Origin of the sequence: Sphingobacterium sp. UBA7625 (assembly GCF_002484085.1) — a bacterium.
In the GTDB taxonomy this organism is placed as follows: domain Bacteria; phylum Bacteroidota; class Bacteroidia; order Sphingobacteriales; family Sphingobacteriaceae; genus Sphingobacterium; species Sphingobacterium athyrii.
This window is the reverse complement of the sequence record NZ_DLJD01000014.1, coordinates 234,098-252,041: the sequence shown is the minus strand read 5'-3', so window position 1 is coordinate 252,041 and position 17,944 is coordinate 234,098. Positions and strand designations below refer to the sequence as shown.

Annotated in this window: 11 protein-coding genes; 9 read left to right on the top strand and 2 right to left on the bottom strand. The window is 43.9% G+C overall.

The annotated features are described in order from the left end of the window. The first annotated feature begins 45 nt into the window (after positions 1–45). From B4G94_RS05645 to B4G94_RS05635, 3 genes are all read left to right on the top strand, one after another. On the top strand, positions 46–2,829 hold the full coding sequence (locus B4G94_RS05645) for a TonB-dependent receptor (protein WP_286857655.1): 2,784 nt from the start codon (positions 46–48) through the stop codon (positions 2,827–2,829). A gap of 89 nt (positions 2,830–2,918) precedes the next feature. Further along, a complete protein-coding gene (locus B4G94_RS05640) occupies positions 2,919–4,181 on the top strand; it encodes a right-handed parallel beta-helix repeat-containing protein (protein ID WP_286857653.1) in 1,263 nt (420 codons plus the stop codon). A 13-nt stretch (positions 4,182–4,194) separates the two neighbouring features. Then, entirely contained in the window at positions 4,195–5,271 is a 1,077-nt protein-coding gene (locus B4G94_RS05635) for a phytase (protein ID WP_286857652.1), read from the top strand. Between the two features lie 185 nt (positions 5,272–5,456). Here the strand turns inward: B4G94_RS05635 and B4G94_RS05630 are convergent, their stop codons facing one another. Beyond that, positions 5,457–7,529, bottom strand: coding sequence for an ATP-binding protein (locus B4G94_RS05630; protein ID WP_286857650.1), 2,073 nt, complete (start codon positions 7,527–7,529; stop codon positions 5,457–5,459). Positions 7,530–7,854: 325 nt separating this feature from the next. On the opposite strand from B4G94_RS05630, the gene B4G94_RS05625 reads away from it, so the two are divergent. Further along, entirely contained in the window at positions 7,855–8,520 is a 666-nt protein-coding gene (locus B4G94_RS05625; RefSeq protein ID WP_286857648.1) for a response regulator transcription factor, read from the top strand. Positions 8,521–8,547: 27 nt separating this feature from the next. On the opposite strand, the gene lgt is transcribed toward B4G94_RS05625, so the two are convergent. Next, entirely contained in the window at positions 8,548–9,375 is an 828-nt protein-coding gene (lgt, locus tag B4G94_RS05620; protein ID WP_286857646.1) for a prolipoprotein diacylglyceryl transferase, read from the bottom strand. 341 nt (positions 9,376–9,716) lie between these two features. Here lgt and B4G94_RS05615 point away from each other — a divergent pair, with 341 nt between their 5' ends. The 5 genes from B4G94_RS05615 (at position 9,717) to B4G94_RS05595 (ending at position 17,920) form a co-directional block, all read left to right on the top strand. After that, positions 9,717–11,645 carry a sensor histidine kinase gene (locus B4G94_RS05615; RefSeq protein ID WP_286857644.1) on the top strand — a complete coding sequence of 643 codons (1,929 nt, stop codon included), beginning with the start codon at positions 9,717–9,719 and terminating at the stop codon, positions 11,643–11,645. Between the two features lie 12 nt (positions 11,646–11,657). Further along, entirely contained in the window at positions 11,658–12,392 is a 735-nt protein-coding gene (locus tag B4G94_RS05610) for a LytR/AlgR family response regulator transcription factor (RefSeq protein ID WP_108631868.1), read from the top strand. Between the two features lie 139 nt (positions 12,393–12,531). Next, complete coding sequence (locus tag B4G94_RS05605; RefSeq protein ID WP_165306664.1) at positions 12,532–13,278, top strand: ImuA family protein; 747 nt, start codon at positions 12,532–12,534, stop codon at positions 13,276–13,278. Next, on the top strand, positions 13,275–14,777 hold the full coding sequence (locus B4G94_RS05600) for a Y-family DNA polymerase (RefSeq protein WP_286857639.1): 1,503 nt from the start codon (positions 13,275–13,277) through the stop codon (positions 14,775–14,777). Before B4G94_RS05605 ends, B4G94_RS05600 begins: the two co-directional genes overlap by 4 nt. Continuing rightward, positions 14,777–17,920, top strand: a complete 3,144-nt coding sequence (locus B4G94_RS05595) for an error-prone DNA polymerase (protein ID WP_286857638.1) — start codon at positions 14,777–14,779, stop codon at positions 17,918–17,920. Before B4G94_RS05600 ends, B4G94_RS05595 begins: the two co-directional genes overlap by 1 nt. Positions 17,921–17,944 lie beyond the last annotated feature (24 nt).

The window sequence follows — 17,944 nt, the reverse complement described above, 5'->3', positions numbered from 1 at the left end:
TCATATTTGTGGCAACAATCAAAGATTCATAATAATCTATTAAAAATGAAAAATATTTTAACGGTATTGCTTGCCTCCAGCATTTCGATCAGCGCCGCTTATGCGACCAAGATCAAGGGGAAAGTCCTGGATGGACAAACAGGGGAAGCCATTGTCGGTGCTACCGTGTTCCTCGAACAAAGTGGTCTGTCAACCAGGACGCAACTGGATGGTTCATTTGAATTCAAAGGACTATCAGCAGGTAGGGATAAAGTACATATCAGACATATGGCTTATGCCGAACTGGTCCAGGAAATTGAGGTAAAAAAGGAAAATACCCCTCATTTTACGTTTCAGCTTACCTCGAGCGAGCAGACCTTAATGGAGGTAACGATCAAAGGACAGCGCAACGGTGGTGATGACGACCCAAGCGCCCGCCGACTGGAAAAGAATGCTTCACAGATCATGAATGTGGTATCGGCCAGGGCAATAGAGATCTCGCCGGATATTACGGTGGCAAATGTTGTGCAACGTGTTTCGGGCGTCTCAATCGAACGTAATTCAAATGGCGAGGGGCAGTATGCAATTTTAAGGGGAATGGACAAACGCTATAATACGACTTTGGTCAATGGCGTGAAAGTACCCAGTCCGGACAATAAATACCGCTACGTACCTTTGGATCTATTCCCTTCCGATATGTTGGAACGATTGGAAGTCTACAAATCGCTGACACCAAATATGGAGGCAGATGCCATCGGTGGTGTCGTGAATATGGTGATGAAATCCGCACCGCGTAAACTATTCTTTCAGGCCAATTTGGCCACAGGTTACAGCCAGCGGTATTTTAACCGCGATTTTGGCAGCTTCTCCAGCGGAGCTGTTTCGTCAAAGTCGCCCTATGAACTGCATGGAAAAAATTACAATGCCACCGCCGCTGATTTTGATAAGGGCACATTGGACTATACGTATAAGAAACCGATGCCGGATCTTGTTGGTAATTTGACGGTTGGGAACCGTTACCTAAATGATAAGTTAGGGGTAATATTGGGGCTGAGCTACCAAAATCTTTACCGTGGTAGTCATTCCATTTTTTACAAATCTTCGGTCAATAATACCAATCCGAATGCGATCATCACCGAAAAGAGTGACCGGCAATACGATGAGCAGCAACAGCGCCTGGGTGTGCACAACAAGATAGACTACCGATTCAATGCCAATCATCGGCTGAGTTTTTACCAGATGTACGTGAACCTGAATAATCTGCAATTGCGCGATGCGGTCAATACAATTTATAATGGACAGTATGATCCAAGTATCGGCAAGTCTGAACTGACTTATGTGACCCGGACTAGAAAGACGGAGCAGCAGATTTACAATGGTAATCTACAGGGAGATCATCATTTTTTGGATAACCGCCTGAACTTCCGCTGGTCCGGGGTGCTGTCATCTGCCCGTAATGAAGTGCCGCAGAATACGACAATTAGTTTGGATGGTATCGAAGAGAATTTTCAACGCAGACGGACTTCGTTGGTCAATAGGTCTCCGGTGACTTATCGCTGGGAGCGGAATACGGACGATGACCGTGCCGGATATTGGGATCTTGCGTATAAGGTGCCGTTGGCGGCAAACAAACTGGAACTGTCGACCGGTGGCTTGTATCGCGACAAACAACGGAGCAGTTTCTATAACAATTACAATCTGTCTCCAATCGCCAGTGAAGCGAAGTACCAATATGGGGTGGATTTTCAGGACTATACGGGTTTGAATCTCACGGTTAGCAATCCGACGGGTGCTGTGCGGAACCCGCTGACCTATGATGCCAGCGAGAAAACCACCGCTGCCTACGGGATGTTCAACTACGAGAATGACAAAATTCAAATGATCGGTGGTATACGGATGGAGCACACTAATCAGGGGTATAAATTGTTGTTTCCGGATGGTGAAGAAAGACCGGAGGGCTCCCGGACCTATACCGAATGGTTGCCTAGTTTGACCATGAAATATCACCTGGATAGTAAGCAGCAGCTTCATGGGGCATATTATCGTGCATTAAACCGCCCGGGTTTCTATGAGGTGGTGCCATCGCGGGTATTAAATGAAGAATTCTGGGAACGCGGAAATGCGGATTTGAAACATGCACTAGCGGATAATTTTGACTTACGTTATGAGCTATTTCCGGAGCCCTCATCGCAATTTCTTGCCGGACTATTCTATAAGAGGATTAAAAACCCGATCGAATATACCTTTCAGCCTGATGAAATTCGCGGACAGGATGTGTACTATATGCCGGGTAATTTTGGAACGGCAAACAATTTTGGTGTAGAGCTGGATTATATTAAATATATCCAAAAATTCGGTGTTAAAGCCAATTATACGTATACCCATTCACGGATCACCACACCGAAGAAATCGCGGGTAATCAATGAGGTCACACAGGATCTGGATCCAATCCTGGTGGATCAGACACGGCCTCTTCATGGGCAGGCAGCACATATTGCCAATCTGTCTTTGCTTTATAAGGATGCAAACAGGGGTTGGGAAGGACAGTTGGCTGGATCTTATACGGGCTCACGGATCAATTCGGTATCGGAATTTTTAAACGCCGATTTATGGCAGAAAGGGTTTATCCAGCTGGATGCTTCCATCGAGAAGAAATTCAAAGCCGGCTGGGCGGTTTTTGCCAAAGCGAATAACCTGTTGAACACGCCCATGGAACTTTACGTAAAGGGGACAAATCCAGAAAATGATAAGATCGCCGAGAAAATAGTGGAAGGCGGCAACACGCTTATCCGGAAGGATTTATACGGTCAGAACTATATTCTTGGTTTACGTTATTCTTTTAAGAAATAACGTCTGCGCGGACTGTTTACGAGAAATAATCCCATTGATTTTAAACAAAGAACATGCCATCTGAGCGATGGCAGAAAAAAAAATTACAGATGAAAAATAACTTTATTATACTGCTCATGTCCCTTACATTGGTATGGTTGACATCCTGTGAAAAAGCAAATAGCGATGTAGACACCTCCGATGCCAATGGTAGTGCGATCGGTGAGGTAGCAGGCATATGGAGCAAAGGTACCGTGCAGCGTATCACGGGGGATATCATTATTCCCGAAGGAAAGTCGCTGACTATTGAGGAGGGTGTAACGGTACTGATGGATCCGGCCAATAAGCCTGAGATAGTTGTACTGGGCAATCTGTATGTGCTGGGTACAGCCGAGAGCCCCGTGAAATTTACGGTGGAAGATTCTTACAAAACCAAAGAAAATGAATTTGGAAAACTTTGGGGCGGTATTTTAGCGGCGCCAAGCTGTAAGGAACTGGTTTTGGATAATACGTATTTAGAATATGGTGGTGCGGTTACCTCGGATGCATCGACTTCGGTGAAGATGAGGCTGTACAAACAGAAAGCGGGGGAAGCGCTGCCTGCTTTGTGGTTTTCCAATGTCGAAGGTAAATTGATTGTTCAAAATAGTACGATCAGTCATTTTTATGAAGACTGTACTTATATTGAAGGGGGCAAGATTATCTTCGCCAATAACCGGTTCTTTTCGAATGGGGTAACCGGGGGGGAAGCGATGAATTTTAAATCGGGCTCTCTGGCAGACGTAGCTTTCAACTTGATATACAGTGTCAATACCAATGCATTGAAGCTGTCCAATTCTGGCGACCGCACGCCGCAAGCGCATATCTTCGTTTATAACAACAGCATGCTTAATACCGGTTGGCGTAGGCCAACAGCTAAAGGAGGATCCATCTGGCTGGAAGCTTCGGTAAAAGCAGAGATCCATAACAATATTTTTGCCAATACACGGTTTGGCGTTAAACGTGATGCCAAAAATCCGGAAGATAGCCGTTCGGTTTCGAGCAACAACTGGTATTATGGCTATGATCAATTGACGGTGGACCAATTTCAGGTCGGAAAGAATGATATCGTAGGCGGCACCAATGATGTCAGAGGTAAAACCGCTGGCGAGAACAATCCTAAATTTACAGCCTACCCCTTAGAGACTTCGGTCAATAATTATGTATTTGATGCAGTCTGGGATTTCCATCTACAAGGCAATTCACCGGCATTAAAAGCAGGTACATCTGCTTTTAAGCCTCATTTTAGCGATGGCTTGGTGCTATCCAATGGTTTATCGTATTCCTCGCCAAAGCCCGCGACTTATGTCGGTGCTTTTGGCACTAAATTTTAATTAACACAATAGCATGACAACTTTAAAAACAACACTATTTTTTTGTTTGGCAGCCTCAACACTCGTGCAGGTCGCCTGTAATAACCCTCAGCCCGGTACTTCCGCAACGGATACGATCAAACCGGCCATAGTTACAGAAGCAGTACGCTATGATTCCGATGATCCTGCGGTCTGGATCAATAAGACCGATCCCGGCAAAAGCCTAGTCATTGCTACGGACAAAGATGCGGATGGTGCTTTATTTGTGTACGATTTACAGGGTAAAATTGTCAAGGATAAAGTCGTTTCTAATCTGAAACGCCCCAATAATGTGGATATCGCTTATGGATTGCTTTTGGGCGGCAAACCTGTTGATATCGCTGTTACGACCGAACGTATGACCCATAAGTTACGAGTATTCTCGTTGCCGGACATGAAACCAATCGACGGGGGAGGATTGGATATGTTTGTAGGCGAGACCGAACCGGAATTCAGGGATCTGATGGGGATTGCACTTTACACATCACCGAAAGGTGAAATCTATGCGATTGTGGGCCGCAAAAACGGTCCTAAAGAAGGGTATTTAGGTCAGTATTTATTGGAAGATAACGGTGCTGGCGCCGTGAAATCGACCTTAGTCCGTAAGTTTGGCTCATTTAGTGGGAAGAAAGAAATTGAAGCCATCGCTGTGGACAATGAACTGGGCTATATCTATTATTCAGACGAGCAGGTGGGGGTGAAGCAATATTATGCGGATCCGGCGAAGGGAAATCAGCAGTTGGCCCTTTTTGCGGCCGAAGGTTTTAAAGAAGATCATGAAGGTATTTCTATTTATAAGCTGACGGATAGCACCGGCTATATATTGGTCTCTGATCAAGGGGCCAACCGCTTTCAGATTTTTAGCCGTGAGGGAACAAAGGCGAACCCATTTGAACATAGCCATTTGAAGACAGTGCCTGTTATGGCCACGCAAAGTGATGGTTCGGAGGTCGTGTCTTCCCGTCTGAATGATACCTTTCAACATGGCTTATTTGTGGCCATGAGCGATGATAAAACTTTTCATTATTACCGTTGGGAGGATATTGCAGGAAAGGACCTGAAAATGAAATAATCTTTCGGGAGAATTGACAATGCATAAATGGCAACAGCTGTAAAATGGATATACAGCTGTTGTCTTTGTTTTTGATAATGTGTTATTGTCATAATTTCCTTTACGATCCACATTCTCCATATGCTGACCGAAAGAACCATGTTAGCCGCAGCGTACTGTTTTCACTCCGGGGCAACAAGCTTTCATCAATCCTGCTTAGTTGCGTTTTGTATGCCGGTTACAGGCGCTGTCTGGGAATGGATAGGAATCTTAAACCAGAAAGTTGATCCCTCAGCCAGTTTGCTGTCCACACCAATTTTGCCTTGATGTTTTTGGATAATTTCCCGACAGATAAAGAGTCCGATCCCGAATCCGGAAGCGTAACTATCGGTTGAATCATTCACCCGATAAAACTTATTGAAAATTTGTTTTTGGTGTTTGTCACTGATACCCCGACCCTGATCGCTGACCTTAACACTGAAATACGCATGATCCACAGCAATATCCATTATAATCGTAGAATTGGTCGGAGAGTATTTAATGGCATTGTCCATAAAATTAATGATAACCTGCTCGATCTTATCCCGGTCAGCCACGATTTCCACGCTTGAATCGGTCGCTCCGGTATAATGAATAAAATGCTTGACAGGTTTTAGCGAATAGATATTTTGAATGTAATTTATCAACGTACAGATCTGAAATGTATTTTTGTGAAGCAATAACTTGCCCTCATTAAGCTGAGATACATTCAGAAAACCATCAATGAGCCCCCGCATACGTATGGCTTGCTCGTTTGACCGGTGAAGATATTGTAGCCGTTTTTCTGAACTAAGCGTCTGCTCCTTTGCAAGTAGTAATTGGATATAGGCAATCAAAGAAGTCAGCGGTGTTTTGAGTTCATGGCTTGCGATACTGATGAAATCCAGCTTTTTTCGTTCCTCTTCTTTGTCGTTTGTTGTATCGAATATAGCACCATAGACAATCTGACGGTTCGAATCTGCTGCTAATTGTCCACCGCCAACAGAGCGGAGCCATTTTACTTTCCCTGTTTTTTTATCTTCTATTTCACATTGACAGTCAAAAGGCAATTGTTTGGAGACGACCTCCTGAAAGATATGGCTTACTTTGTCCCGATACTGTGGTAAGATCTGCGCGAAAAAATCGACTTCCTGTATTTCCTGCTGACCGTCAAATCCAAAGAGTTCACGACATTGATCATTAAGTTCCATTTTCCGCGATTCTACATCGATGGAGAAGATGCCAATCCCAGCTGCTTCGACGATCATTCTAAACTCCTGGTCTTTTTGTGTAATTAAGGTATTAATGGCTTCCAATTTTTCGCGCTCTGCATGCTGCTGTGTGATATCCAGGGTAGTTCCGGCAAACCATTCCGGTTGCTGGTTGGAATCAAAATACATTTTTCCTTTGCAGTGGAGCCAGCGCAATTTTTGATCTTTGGCCCCAATGGCGCGGAACTGCACATCGTATACCCCTTTATTCTGGTCAATTAATGATTTTTTGACTTCTTGATCTATCTTGGTCCGGTCATCGGGATGTATATAGCGTAATACCTCCGTGTAAGGGGCGGTTTCACCATGGACAAAACCAAATAGTTCACGTGTACGCTCATCCCAATGCACGACGTAACTCTTGCAATTTAAGTTCCAGGTGCCCATTTCGGCAGATTGCAAGGCGAAATGATAATGTTCTTCGCTTTCGATGATCTTTTTCAGGGCGTCTCTCAGCTTTAGATTTAAATTTTTGGCCTCCCTGTCCGGTAATGGATATTTGCTTAAACTTGTTATGGCTTGGACATTGCCGCCAAGGCTATATTTTGGTGTCAATAAGTCTTCCAGGAGCTGCTGTTCAATATTATTTTTCTCCGTTACCTGTTGCGCCGCCGGGATAGGATCGGGTAGGAGCATCATTGTGTGATATAGTCCATAGATTTCTCCGTCGGCAGAGATTAATGGCTGATAGTCCATCCTATAATTGGATGTGCCGGGCTCTCCTGCGGGGTTAAGTTTGATGGTCAGGTGTTCTTCAACCGGACCTTTGGGGTTGGACCATACCTGTTTTAACCTGGAGACACATTCAAGTAACTCCTGCTGCTGAAGGGAGTCTTCCAGGCGTTGTCCAATTGCACTTTTATCGCAATTCCACAGTTGTAACATTTTCGCACTTGCATAGGATATATGAAGATCCGGGCTATCGTAGATTGCACAGGCTCCCAAGGAAGAATGGAGTACAGATAAAATATCTTTGTCGGAACGGATCATAAAGTGTCAAAAAAATTAAATACCGTTTAGTTTAAAACAAATATTGTTCCCTTTCCGTATTCTTTCTATACTTTCTTTGAATTTTAAGTCAAATGTAGTATCTTTTTTGGATCAGGACTCCGATAGAATATGGATATGAAGTCCTTTGAATGGATAGAATTTTGTATCTTTATTCCGTTTGTACCGGTTTGGAAAGAACACAGGAGGGGGAGCTGGGGGTACAAGTTGTTTCCTGATCTTTCCAAGGTAAAAAATGCAGCTGAACTCCATGGTGGCATACTGTTCGGATAAAAAACAAAAGATATATTTTTATTAAATACTGTAAATGATGAGTAAGGTTAAGATACTGTTGGTTGAAGATCACATGGTCGTACGTAATGGTATTAAATTGTTATTGGAGTCTCAGGAGGGATTTGTTGTCGTGGGTGAGGCATCGAATGGTGATGAAGCGCTGCAACTTCTTACTAAGGAGTTGTTGCCGGATATTATCTTAACGGATATCAGCATGGATCATATGGACGGTATGGAACTGCTGCGGATCATCAAGTCAACATATCCGTCCATTAAGGTTGTCATTCTCTCGATGTTAAACCAGATTCATTATGTTATCGAAGGTTTTGGACTTGGTCTTTCGGGATATCTGCTTAAAAATGTGGATTATAACGAGCTTCTTTTTGGCCTGAATCATGTGGCCAATGGGGGGAGATATGTCAGTGAAGAAATCAGTATGGCACTGCTGGATCAGGTAACTTCCGGTGAGAATTATACGGATTTACCGAATCGTTCGTTATCGGACTTTGATATCAGTGAGCGTGAACTGGAGGTGCTGAAATTAATTGCTGACGGTTTCACAAATGTTGAGATTGCCGACAAAATCTTTTTGAGCAAACGCACAATAGAAGGACACCGGCAGAGTTTGATTGAAAAAATGAACGTAAAAAATACTGCGGAACTGGTTAAAGTCGCATTCCAGTCCGGCATCTTAAAATAACGCCGTTCATGCCTGCTTGTCTCCGGGTTAACTTTTGTTTTGCGACAGCTGTGTTGATTTTCGCTTACTGTTGATGACAAGTAGGGCCGATCCGATCAGGACAAATGGTATACTGAGGAGCTGTCCCATATTTATGAACAATGAACTCTCAAAATCTTCCTGATTGATTTTTAGGAATTCATCCATAAATCGAAAAGAAAATAATAGGATCAGCAAGAGTGCAAAGCAGTTTCCGATGTTGTTTTTTAGGATAGGTTTTGTCTGGAGGTAATTCAACAAAAGGAATAATAATAGACAAAATAAGGCTTCATAGAGCTGTGCGGGATGCCGTGGGATTGGGTCAATAGCCGTGAAGACAAAAGCCCAGGGGAGCTTTGTCGGGGTGCCGATCATTTCCGAATTCATCAGATTCCCCAGTCGGATACAGGCGCCAGCAATAGGAACAACCAGTGCAATTCGGTCGGCTACCCATAGGAAAGAAAGTTTCTTCTTCCTGGCGAAAAAGAAAATAGCGGCCAAAATACCAATTCCACCGCCATGACTGGCCAGACCACCTTCCCATATTGCAAAGATCTTTAAAGGATTGCTGAAATAATACGATGGGTCATAAAATAAGACATGGCCCAGGCGTGCCCCTATTACTGTTCCCAGGACAATATATATACTCAACTGATCCAGAAACTCAACCGGCCGGCCTTCTTTTTTAAATAGGTTCCATAATACCCTGTAAGATAAAACTATTCCCAGTAGCCAGAATAATCCGTACCAACGTACAGGGTGGTTGATGATCGGTATGGTGAAGATATCACTGCTGACATCCCATGTGATGAAATTTAATACGATACTGCTTGTCATCAGGGCTACATGTTTTGCGTTTATATGATGAGTATGCGCTGGCGTCTTTTTGTTACAGAAAATTATTGAAATAAATCCCGCAACTAGGCTATTTATTCAGAAAACAGGCTATTCATGACGAATATTGATGCAGAGGATACGCTTATTAATTCGTCTGATTTACTATCTTTCGATCCAGTATGTTTGTTTGTGAATAGGAGCTATACTTAAATATCAGGAAAGTTAAATATTTTTGAATCCAGATATATTGTTTTGTTCGGAATATTCCGATATTCGGTTACTTGTTGGCGGAGCAATGCGAGCCTTTCGAAAAGAACAAAAGTAAATTAATAAAGATGTTGATGAAGAATTACGGAACCCGAGCGTTTTACTGTCTTATGGCACTTTTACTGCTCGTCCAGCTCTTTTCTTGTCATCAAAATAAAAGCCGAGATCCGAATAAGAATACCGTAATACCCAACGATTCACTTGAGTTGAGTTATGAAAATGTGCTATTGGCCTATCTTTCGACACAGGATTTCAAAAGTGCCGCTGTTGTAAAGAAGAAGAGAAATGAACTGCTTAAAGACGGCTACTTTGAGCATTCTCCTTACCATTCTATTCTGTTGGCCTACGAATATTTATTGGATGACAATATAGATTCTGTTGAAATTGCCTTAAAAAATCTGGAAGGACAAAAGTTGTCTCCGGATTTAGCAGTTTTAAAGGACTATCTGGGGATTCGTGCCAATTTCAGTTTTCATGATGTGACGAGCGGAACGATGGTGGCACAGATTATTGATGCAAAGGAGTATGCCCTGGCACATGAAAGTGTATTTACTTTTCTGTTCTATAATCTATTGGCCAATGCTGAATATCGACAGGCAGACTACCGGCAGGCATTGAAAGATGTCGAATCCTGGTATCATTATCATCCCAATAAGACGGACCCGCATGTCTCTGAGGCCTATCAGGAGATGAAATTTATGCAATATATGGCCTTGCATGATTTTGAGAAACTAAAAGGTACTTTGGACAGTTGCCGGCATTATGCCAATGCAACAAAGGACTCGACCATTATCATGCGCATGTACGATTTACAGGCACAGTATTATTTTAGTATCAATAACAATCCGAAAGCGGTAGAAGCATCCCGAACATATTTCAACTATCTACAAGCCTCCAATACACTTAATCCTTATGTATATGCGAATCTGGGCAAGAACTTCCTGAACAATAATCAGGTGGATTCGGCCATATTTTATTTTAATGCCGGTCTCCGATTTATCAAAAAGCATAAGATGAAGCATAATAAGATGTTTTATTATAAAAATCTACAAGTAGCTTATGCTTTAAAAGGAGACTATGAACGGGCATATTTTGCACTGGATTCAACATTTCAAGATTATAAACAGAGTACGCAGCGGATTGAAGCGGAAAAAATCAACGAGATCAATACAAAATACCAGACGGAGAAAAAAGATCAGGCGATTACGTTGCTACGAACCACGAATGCCTTCAACCATAAGATCCTGATGCAGCAACGCTGGATATTTGTGATTCTATTGGCCCTGGTATTCAGTATTGCATTTTTTATCTATTTCAGAAACAAACAGAGATTACTACAAAATATCAACCAACGTATTCTTGCGGAGAATAGACAGCTTATTCTGGAACAAAAAACCAGACAGAACCAACTTAATCCACATTTTATATACAATGCCATTGCCAATCTACAGGGCTTAATCAGCAGCGAGCAGAAAGCTAAGGCCAATCAATACCTACTCTTATTGTCCCGTCAGATTCGCGATATCCTTGAATTAAATAGGGAAGAATACATTTCGTTGGACCAGGAAATTAAATCATTAAATAATTACATACTTTTACAGCAGATGCGTTATCAGGATGTATTTGACTATCAGATCAAGACAGGCGATCTGGATCCGGATGATGTCATGATTCCACCAATGATCATACAGCCATTTGTGGAAAACGCAATTGAACATGCGTTTAAGAACTTGCCTTATATGGGGCAACTGACCATTGATTTTCATGCAGATGAAAATCAATTGCATGTCAGCATCTGTGACAATGGCTGGGGAATGCAGGTCCATAAAGAACAGGTTTCGCACAAGACGTCCTTATCGCAAATCATTACAAAAGAGCGGCTGGAGCTGTTGTTTGCGGATGCAGATCCGAAAGCGCGGATTGAAATAACGCCAAATTATACCGATGATCAGCGTGGTTATAAAGTCGAAATTTATATTCCACTTGTTTTATATTTTAACTAAAAAATCAATGTTATGAAAGTTTATATTCTTGAAGATGAGTATAATATATACTTATATATAAAGTCACTCCTGGATAGCATTCCTTATGTTCAGATCGTTGGCTATAGCCCTTCCATTGCTCAGGCCGAGCGGGAATTACTGGCCACTAATCCCGATTTGATTTTGGCGGATATTCAATTAAAAGATGGCTCGAGCCTGTCTTTTCTGTCCGAGCTTAAGTTGGATATTAATACGATTTTTATTACAGCGTTTAATCAATATGCCATTGAAGCACTGAATATTGGTGCCATCGCCTACTTATTGAAACCTTTGGTGCCTGAGCAATTTATAGAAGCAATTGAAAAATGCTATAAAAAGAATACGGAATACAGGTTTAATAGCATGCAGTTAAATATGGCCGAGAATTATTTGAAGGCACCAAATAAACCCAAAAGGATTGCACTGCGTACCTTTGAATATACACAGATCGTGAATATCGACGATATTTTATACTGTCATGGCGACAAAGGCTATACCACATTTTACATCAAAGACAACAAACCGATGATGGTTTCTAAAGTACTTAAACACTTCGAAACCATGTTGCCCGACACCGAATTTATCCGCTGCCATCAATCCTATCTGATCAATGCAAACTATATCAAAAAATATTTTAAGGATGGTCAATTGGAAATGGCAGATGGCAAAATGATTCCGGTAGCGACCAGAAAGAAGGATGTTATCCAGCAGTTTCTGAGTGATTTCTGATGAAAATATAGGTTTCTTTTGGAATGAAAAATGGACTTATTCTACTTTGTAAGGTTTAAAAACTAAAAAATATAGCGACTTCGTTTTAATACTAAATATTTTAGTATTAAATTTGCTTAAACTTAAGACGGAGGTGGCTATGCAAACAAAAGAAAAACAAGCTTTAATCGGCCAATTGAAAAAAGACTTGCTGGTATGGCAGGGAATAAAGCAAAAATCAGCTGATGTGCTTCCAATGGGTCTTGGCCCATTGGAGGAGGCTTTCCCTAACGGGATTTTTCCCAAGGGAGTGATTCATGAATTTGTTAGTTTTGATCGGGTAGGAGGTGCCGTTTCTTGTGGTTTTATAGCCGGCTTGTTGGGCAAACTGATGCGAAGCGATGGCATTTGCATTTGGATAAGTGGCTTTCATACGTTATTTCCCACGGCTATTAAATCTTTTGGTGTCGATCCAGAAAAGGTCATTTTTGTCCGTATGGGCAGGGAAAAGGACCTGTTATGGGCAATGGAAGAGGCGCTGAAATGTGAGGGAATCACAGCGGTACTGGCGGAGATACATCAATTGGACTTTGTACAGTCGCGGCGTTTGCAACTGGCTGTGGAGAAAAGTGGTGTGACAGGGTTTATTCTGCAGCACAATCCGAAGCTATTGGGAGCAACAGCCTGTGCCGCACGCTGGAAAATTAGTTCGCGACCTAGCCAACTGGAAGATGGACTACCGGGAATTGGCCATCCAAGCTGGGATATCGAGTTACTTAAAGTGCGGAATGGAAATCCGGGGCGATGGCAGATGACATGGACTGCGGGCGGTTTTGAACCTGTTGCTAAAACAAGATCGCTTCCGGAAGAATGGGAACAATCTTATGCTCATCTGGGACTGGCATGAAAAAGCGATTTGCCTCCTTATGGTTTCGCCATCTAAAAACAGATTGGATGACTGTTGGACAACCTCAGCTCAAAGAAATCCCCTTTGTATTGGCAATTTCTACGCATGGCAAGCTGATCGCCAATGCCTGTAACGCCCTGGCTGAGCAGGAAGGTGTGTATCCAGGTTTGGCCATTGCGGATGCTAAGGCTTTTTTACCTTCCTTAAAAGTGGTCAATGAACGTTCGGGATTAACCGAAAAGTTGCTTCACAACATTGCCCATTGGTGTATCCGGTATACACCGCTTGTGGCGATAGATCTGCCCGAGGGGATTATTTTGGATATCAGTGGTTGTGCTCATCTTTGGGGGGGAGAAGAATCTTATTTACAGCATATCGTCTCCCGGTTTAAACAGCATGGTTATGACGTACGTGTAGGTATTGCGGATACGATCGGCACCGCCTGGGCAATCGCACGTTTCGGAAATGGAAATGCCATTGTGGAGGGGGATAAACAGTTTGATGCTATATTGGATTTGCCCCCACAGGCACTACGGCTGGAGGCAACTGTACTGCAACGCTTACAAAGTCTTGGATTAAAAACAATCGGAAGTTTCGCGCGCATGCCGCGCACAGCTCTGCGTAGACGTTTTGGAAAAGATTTAGTATTCCGCCTGGATCAGGCCATCGGGGATGAGGATGAATTTATTGTTTCTATAAAACCTATTTTTCCTTACGAAGAACGTTTGCCCTGCCTGGAGCCCATTCGTACAGCCAATGGCATTGAACTTGCCCTGCAGCAGCTCTTAAACAACATCTGTAAACGTTTAACTGGGGAAGGTAAGGGTGTTCGGGAAGCGGTGTTACAATGCCATCGCGTGGACGGGAAAATAGAACAGATCAGTATCGGAACCAATCGGGCGACAGCACACCAACAGCATTTATTTCAGTTATTTGCCCTGAAAATCCCACAGATAGAACCTGCATTGGGCATTGAACTGTTTATATTGGAAATTCCCAAAGTTGAAGAGGCAGACCCTGTGCAGGAGAATTTATGGAGCCATCGTATCGGACTGGACAATCCTGTGGTAACCGAATTATTGGACCGTCTAAAAAGCAGAGATCCCGCCTGTGAAATTTCACGCTATTTGCCTGCGGCACATTATTGGCCTGAACGGTCCATGAAAATAGCCCGTTCAGCACAGGAGGTACCCACTGTTGACTGGCAAATTGACAGACCTCGTCCCACCCGTTTACTGAGTACCCCCGAACCGATTATGGTCACAGCGCCTATTCCGGATTATCCGCCCCTGTTTTTTCGGTACAAGGGGGAAGTCCATACCGTAAAAAAGGCGGATGGGCCCGAGCGTATAGAGCGGGAATGGTGGATAGATAAGGGGGAGCATCGTGATTACTATGCTGTTGAGGATGAGAAAGGACGACGATTTTGGCTCTATCGCTCGGGGCACTACGATGACCGTTCGCCCAATCAATGGTTTTTACATGGTTTTTTTGCATAATGAGGGGATATTGTGAATTACAGGTGACCAGCAATTTTAGCTTTCTGGAAGGAGCTTCCCATCCGGAGGAGCTGATGGAACGTGCTGCACAATTGGGGTATCGGAAAATTGCGGTGACTGACCGGAATAGTTTTGCAGGGATTGTTCGTGCCCATACCGCCGCTAAAAAACACGGGATCACTCTTATCCCGGCCTGTCGTCTGGACCTGCAGGATGGTCCAAGCTTATTGGCTTATCCAACGGATAAGGAAGCTTATGGACGGCTGTCGTCCTTATTGACCGTAGGTAATCTGCGCGCCGAAAAAGGTAAATGCGCGCTCTATAGATCCGATGTTTATCAGTATCAAGAGGGTATCAAATTTATTATTTGTCCCCCTGACAGATTAACCGCCAGATTTGAGCTTGAAGCGGAATTTATCGCATTTGCGACGGAATACAGGCAGCAATTGGGGACAGCTTTGTATTTAGGTGTCAAACGGCTCTATCGTGGTGACGATGCAAAGCTTTTATTCCGCATGCAGCAACTGGGCGAAAATCTTGCTATCCCTCTTGTTGCCTTGGGTGATGTACATTATCATATTCCCGAACGGCGGGAGTTACAGGATGTTTTGACCTGTATCCGGGAGAAATGTACGATCCGGACCGCCGGATTTAAATTATATCCCAATGCCGAGCGTTATCTGAAACCTATGGCGGAGATGGAGCGCCTGTTTAGGCCATATCCCGATGCTATCGCCAGGACAATGGAAATAGCAATGGCATGCTGTTTCTCGCTGGACGATTTAAAATATGTGTATCCGGATGAATTGTCATCCAATGGACGTACTGCACAGGAAGAACTGGCCTATTTGACCTGGAAGGGGGCGAAGAGCAGATTTGGTGACCAGATCCCCGCTACCATCCGTGATACCATCCAGATGGAACTTGATTTTATCGAACGGAAAAATTATGCTTCTTATTTTCTGACCGTCTATGATTATGTACGTTTTGCCAAGGAAAGAGGTATTTTGTGCCAAGGACGCGGTTCGGCCGCCAATTCGACCATTTGTTATTGTCTGGGTATTACCTCGGTCAACCCCGCTGAGTTTAGGTTGCTCTTTGCGCGGTTTATGTCTGATGCCCGGGATGAACCACCGGATATAGATGTTGATTTTGAACATGAACGCCGTGAAGAGGTGATCCAGTATATCTATGAGAAATATGGGCGCAACCGTGCGGCTATTGTGGCCACAGTGACGCAGGTACGGGCTAAAGGGGCTGTTCGCGATGTTGGAAAAGCGATGGGGCTATCCATGGACACCGTTGGCCGTCTGGCGGGTGTGGTAAGCAGTCATTGGGATGAGAACATTGATCTTGAACGTTTAGTGGAACAGGGATTTAATCCCGAAGATCCGCATTTACGTAAAGTGCTTGAACTGACCCATCAGTATATTGGGTTTCCAAGGCAACTGGGCCAGCATACAGGCGGATTTGTCATCACACAGGGCAATCTTCATGAACTCTGTCCGCTGGTAAATGCCCGCATGGATAACCGGACCAACCTGGAGTGGAACAAAGATGATCTGGAGGCGCTGGGTTTCCTGAAAGTGGATGTATTGGCATTGGGGATGCTGACCTGTATCCGGAAGGCTTTTGATCTTGCCAAAAGACATTATGGACTGGACCTAACTTTGGCAGGCATTGGGGCTGACCATGACCCGAAGGTGTATGATATGATCTGTCATGCCGATACACTGGGCGTATTTCAGATTGAGAGCCGGGCGCAGATGTCCATGCTACCGCGGTTAAAGCCAAGGGAATTTTATGATCTGGTTATCGAGGTGGCCATCGTACGTCCGGGACCGATACAGGGGGATATGGTACATCCTTATTTGCGCCGGCGTAACAAAGAAGAAGGCGTGGACTATCCCAAAGAGGAAATTAAGGCGATTCTGGAAAAAACCTTGGGGGTTCCGCTTTTTCAGGAACAGGCCATGGAGATTGCAATTGTTGCGGCTGGATTCACACCCGCTGAAGCAGATGAACTGCGCCGTAGCATGGCAACTTTTAAAGCAAAAGGACAGGTGTCGTTTTTCAGGCAGAAGATGATCGATGGCATGGTGAAGAAAGGGTATACGGAAGAGTTTGCCGTGCGCGTCTTTCGGCAGCTGGAAGGATTCGGAAGCTATGGATTTCCGGAAAGCCATGCGGCCTCTTTTGCACTGCTGGTCTATGTCTCTTCATGGATAAAATACCATTATCCTGATATTTTTGCGGCTTCTCTGCTCAATAGCCAGCCCATGGGATTCTATCAGCCGGCACAGATCGTAATTGATGCCGGGCGGCATGGTGTGAAAGTTCTCCCCATAGATATCAACCATTCCCTTTGGGATAACACACTGGAAGGTGATATGGGCAAACAGCATGCCCTGCGCTTAGGGCTTCGTCAGATTAAAGGCTTTTCGGAAGAAGAGGCCCGGGTGTTGACCAAAGGGCGTAAACAGGGGTATTCGACGATCACGGCAATGATGGAAGCCGGATTATCCCTGTCGGGACTGGAGCGCTTAGCCGAGGCAGATGCCTTTCGTTCGCTTGGCATCGACCGTAGACGGGCACTGTGGGAAATCACAGCTTTGGGTGATCGTCCCATTGGCATATTCGAAGGGAAACCTTCAGCATCAATTGCTGAAGGGCAGATTGAACTGCCTTTGTTGCGCCCCAGCCAACATGTCGTAGCGGATTATGCAAGGACTGGGCTCTCTATCAAAGCACATCCGGTGAGTTTCCTACGTGACAAATTAGATCTGCTCCATGTGGTTCCAACTGAAAAACTAGGGCTGATTAAAAATAATATGCCTGTTAAAGTCTGTGGATTGATTACCGTACGGCAGCGTCCGGGGACTTCCAAAGGTGTGTTATTTGTTACCATCGAAGATGATACCGGCTTTGCAAATGTGGTCATCTGGAGTAAGGTATTTGAAAAATACCGAAAAGAGATCCTCCGGGCGAAATTATTTATGGTTGCTGGGAAAGTGCAGGTTGAAGGTGAAGTGATCCATATTATTGCTGAACGTTGCTTTGATATGTCCGGTTTATTGGCAAATCTGGCAGAAGAGGATGAGCGCGTAACACATGTTTTTTATAAAGGACGAAATTTTCATTGATCTTTCATTTATTAATCTCATTTT

What these genes read in the sequence shown, in the direction of transcription:
- B4G94_RS05645 (WP_286857655.1), top strand. Translation starts at nt 46, where the DNA reads ATGAAAAATATTTTAACGGTATTGCTTGCCTCCAGCATTTCGATCAGC.
- B4G94_RS05640 (WP_286857653.1), top strand. Translation starts at nt 2,919, where the DNA reads ATGAAAAATAACTTTATTATACTGCTCATGTCCCTTACATTGGTATGG.
- B4G94_RS05635 (WP_286857652.1), top strand. Translation starts at nt 4,195, where the DNA reads ATGACAACTTTAAAAACAACACTATTTTTTTGTTTGGCAGCCTCAACA.
- B4G94_RS05630 (WP_286857650.1), bottom strand. Translation starts at nt 7,529, where the DNA reads ATGATCCGTTCCGACAAAGATATTTTATCTGTACTCCATTCTTCCTTG.
- B4G94_RS05625 (WP_286857648.1), top strand. Translation starts at nt 7,855, where the DNA reads ATGATGAGTAAGGTTAAGATACTGTTGGTTGAAGATCACATGGTCGTA.
- lgt (WP_286857646.1), bottom strand. Translation starts at nt 9,375, where the DNA reads ATGACAAGCAGTATCGTATTAAATTTCATCACATGGGATGTCAGCAGT.
- B4G94_RS05615 (WP_286857644.1), top strand. Translation starts at nt 9,717, where the DNA reads ATGAAGAATTACGGAACCCGAGCGTTTTACTGTCTTATGGCACTTTTA.
- B4G94_RS05610 (WP_108631868.1), top strand. Translation starts at nt 11,658, where the DNA reads ATGAAAGTTTATATTCTTGAAGATGAGTATAATATATACTTATATATA.
- B4G94_RS05605 (WP_165306664.1), top strand. Translation starts at nt 12,532, where the DNA reads ATGCAAACAAAAGAAAAACAAGCTTTAATCGGCCAATTGAAAAAAGAC.
- B4G94_RS05600 (WP_286857639.1), top strand. Translation starts at nt 13,275, where the DNA reads ATGAAAAAGCGATTTGCCTCCTTATGGTTTCGCCATCTAAAAACAGAT.
- B4G94_RS05595 (WP_286857638.1), top strand. Translation starts at nt 14,777, where the DNA reads ATGAGGGGATATTGTGAATTACAGGTGACCAGCAATTTTAGCTTTCTG.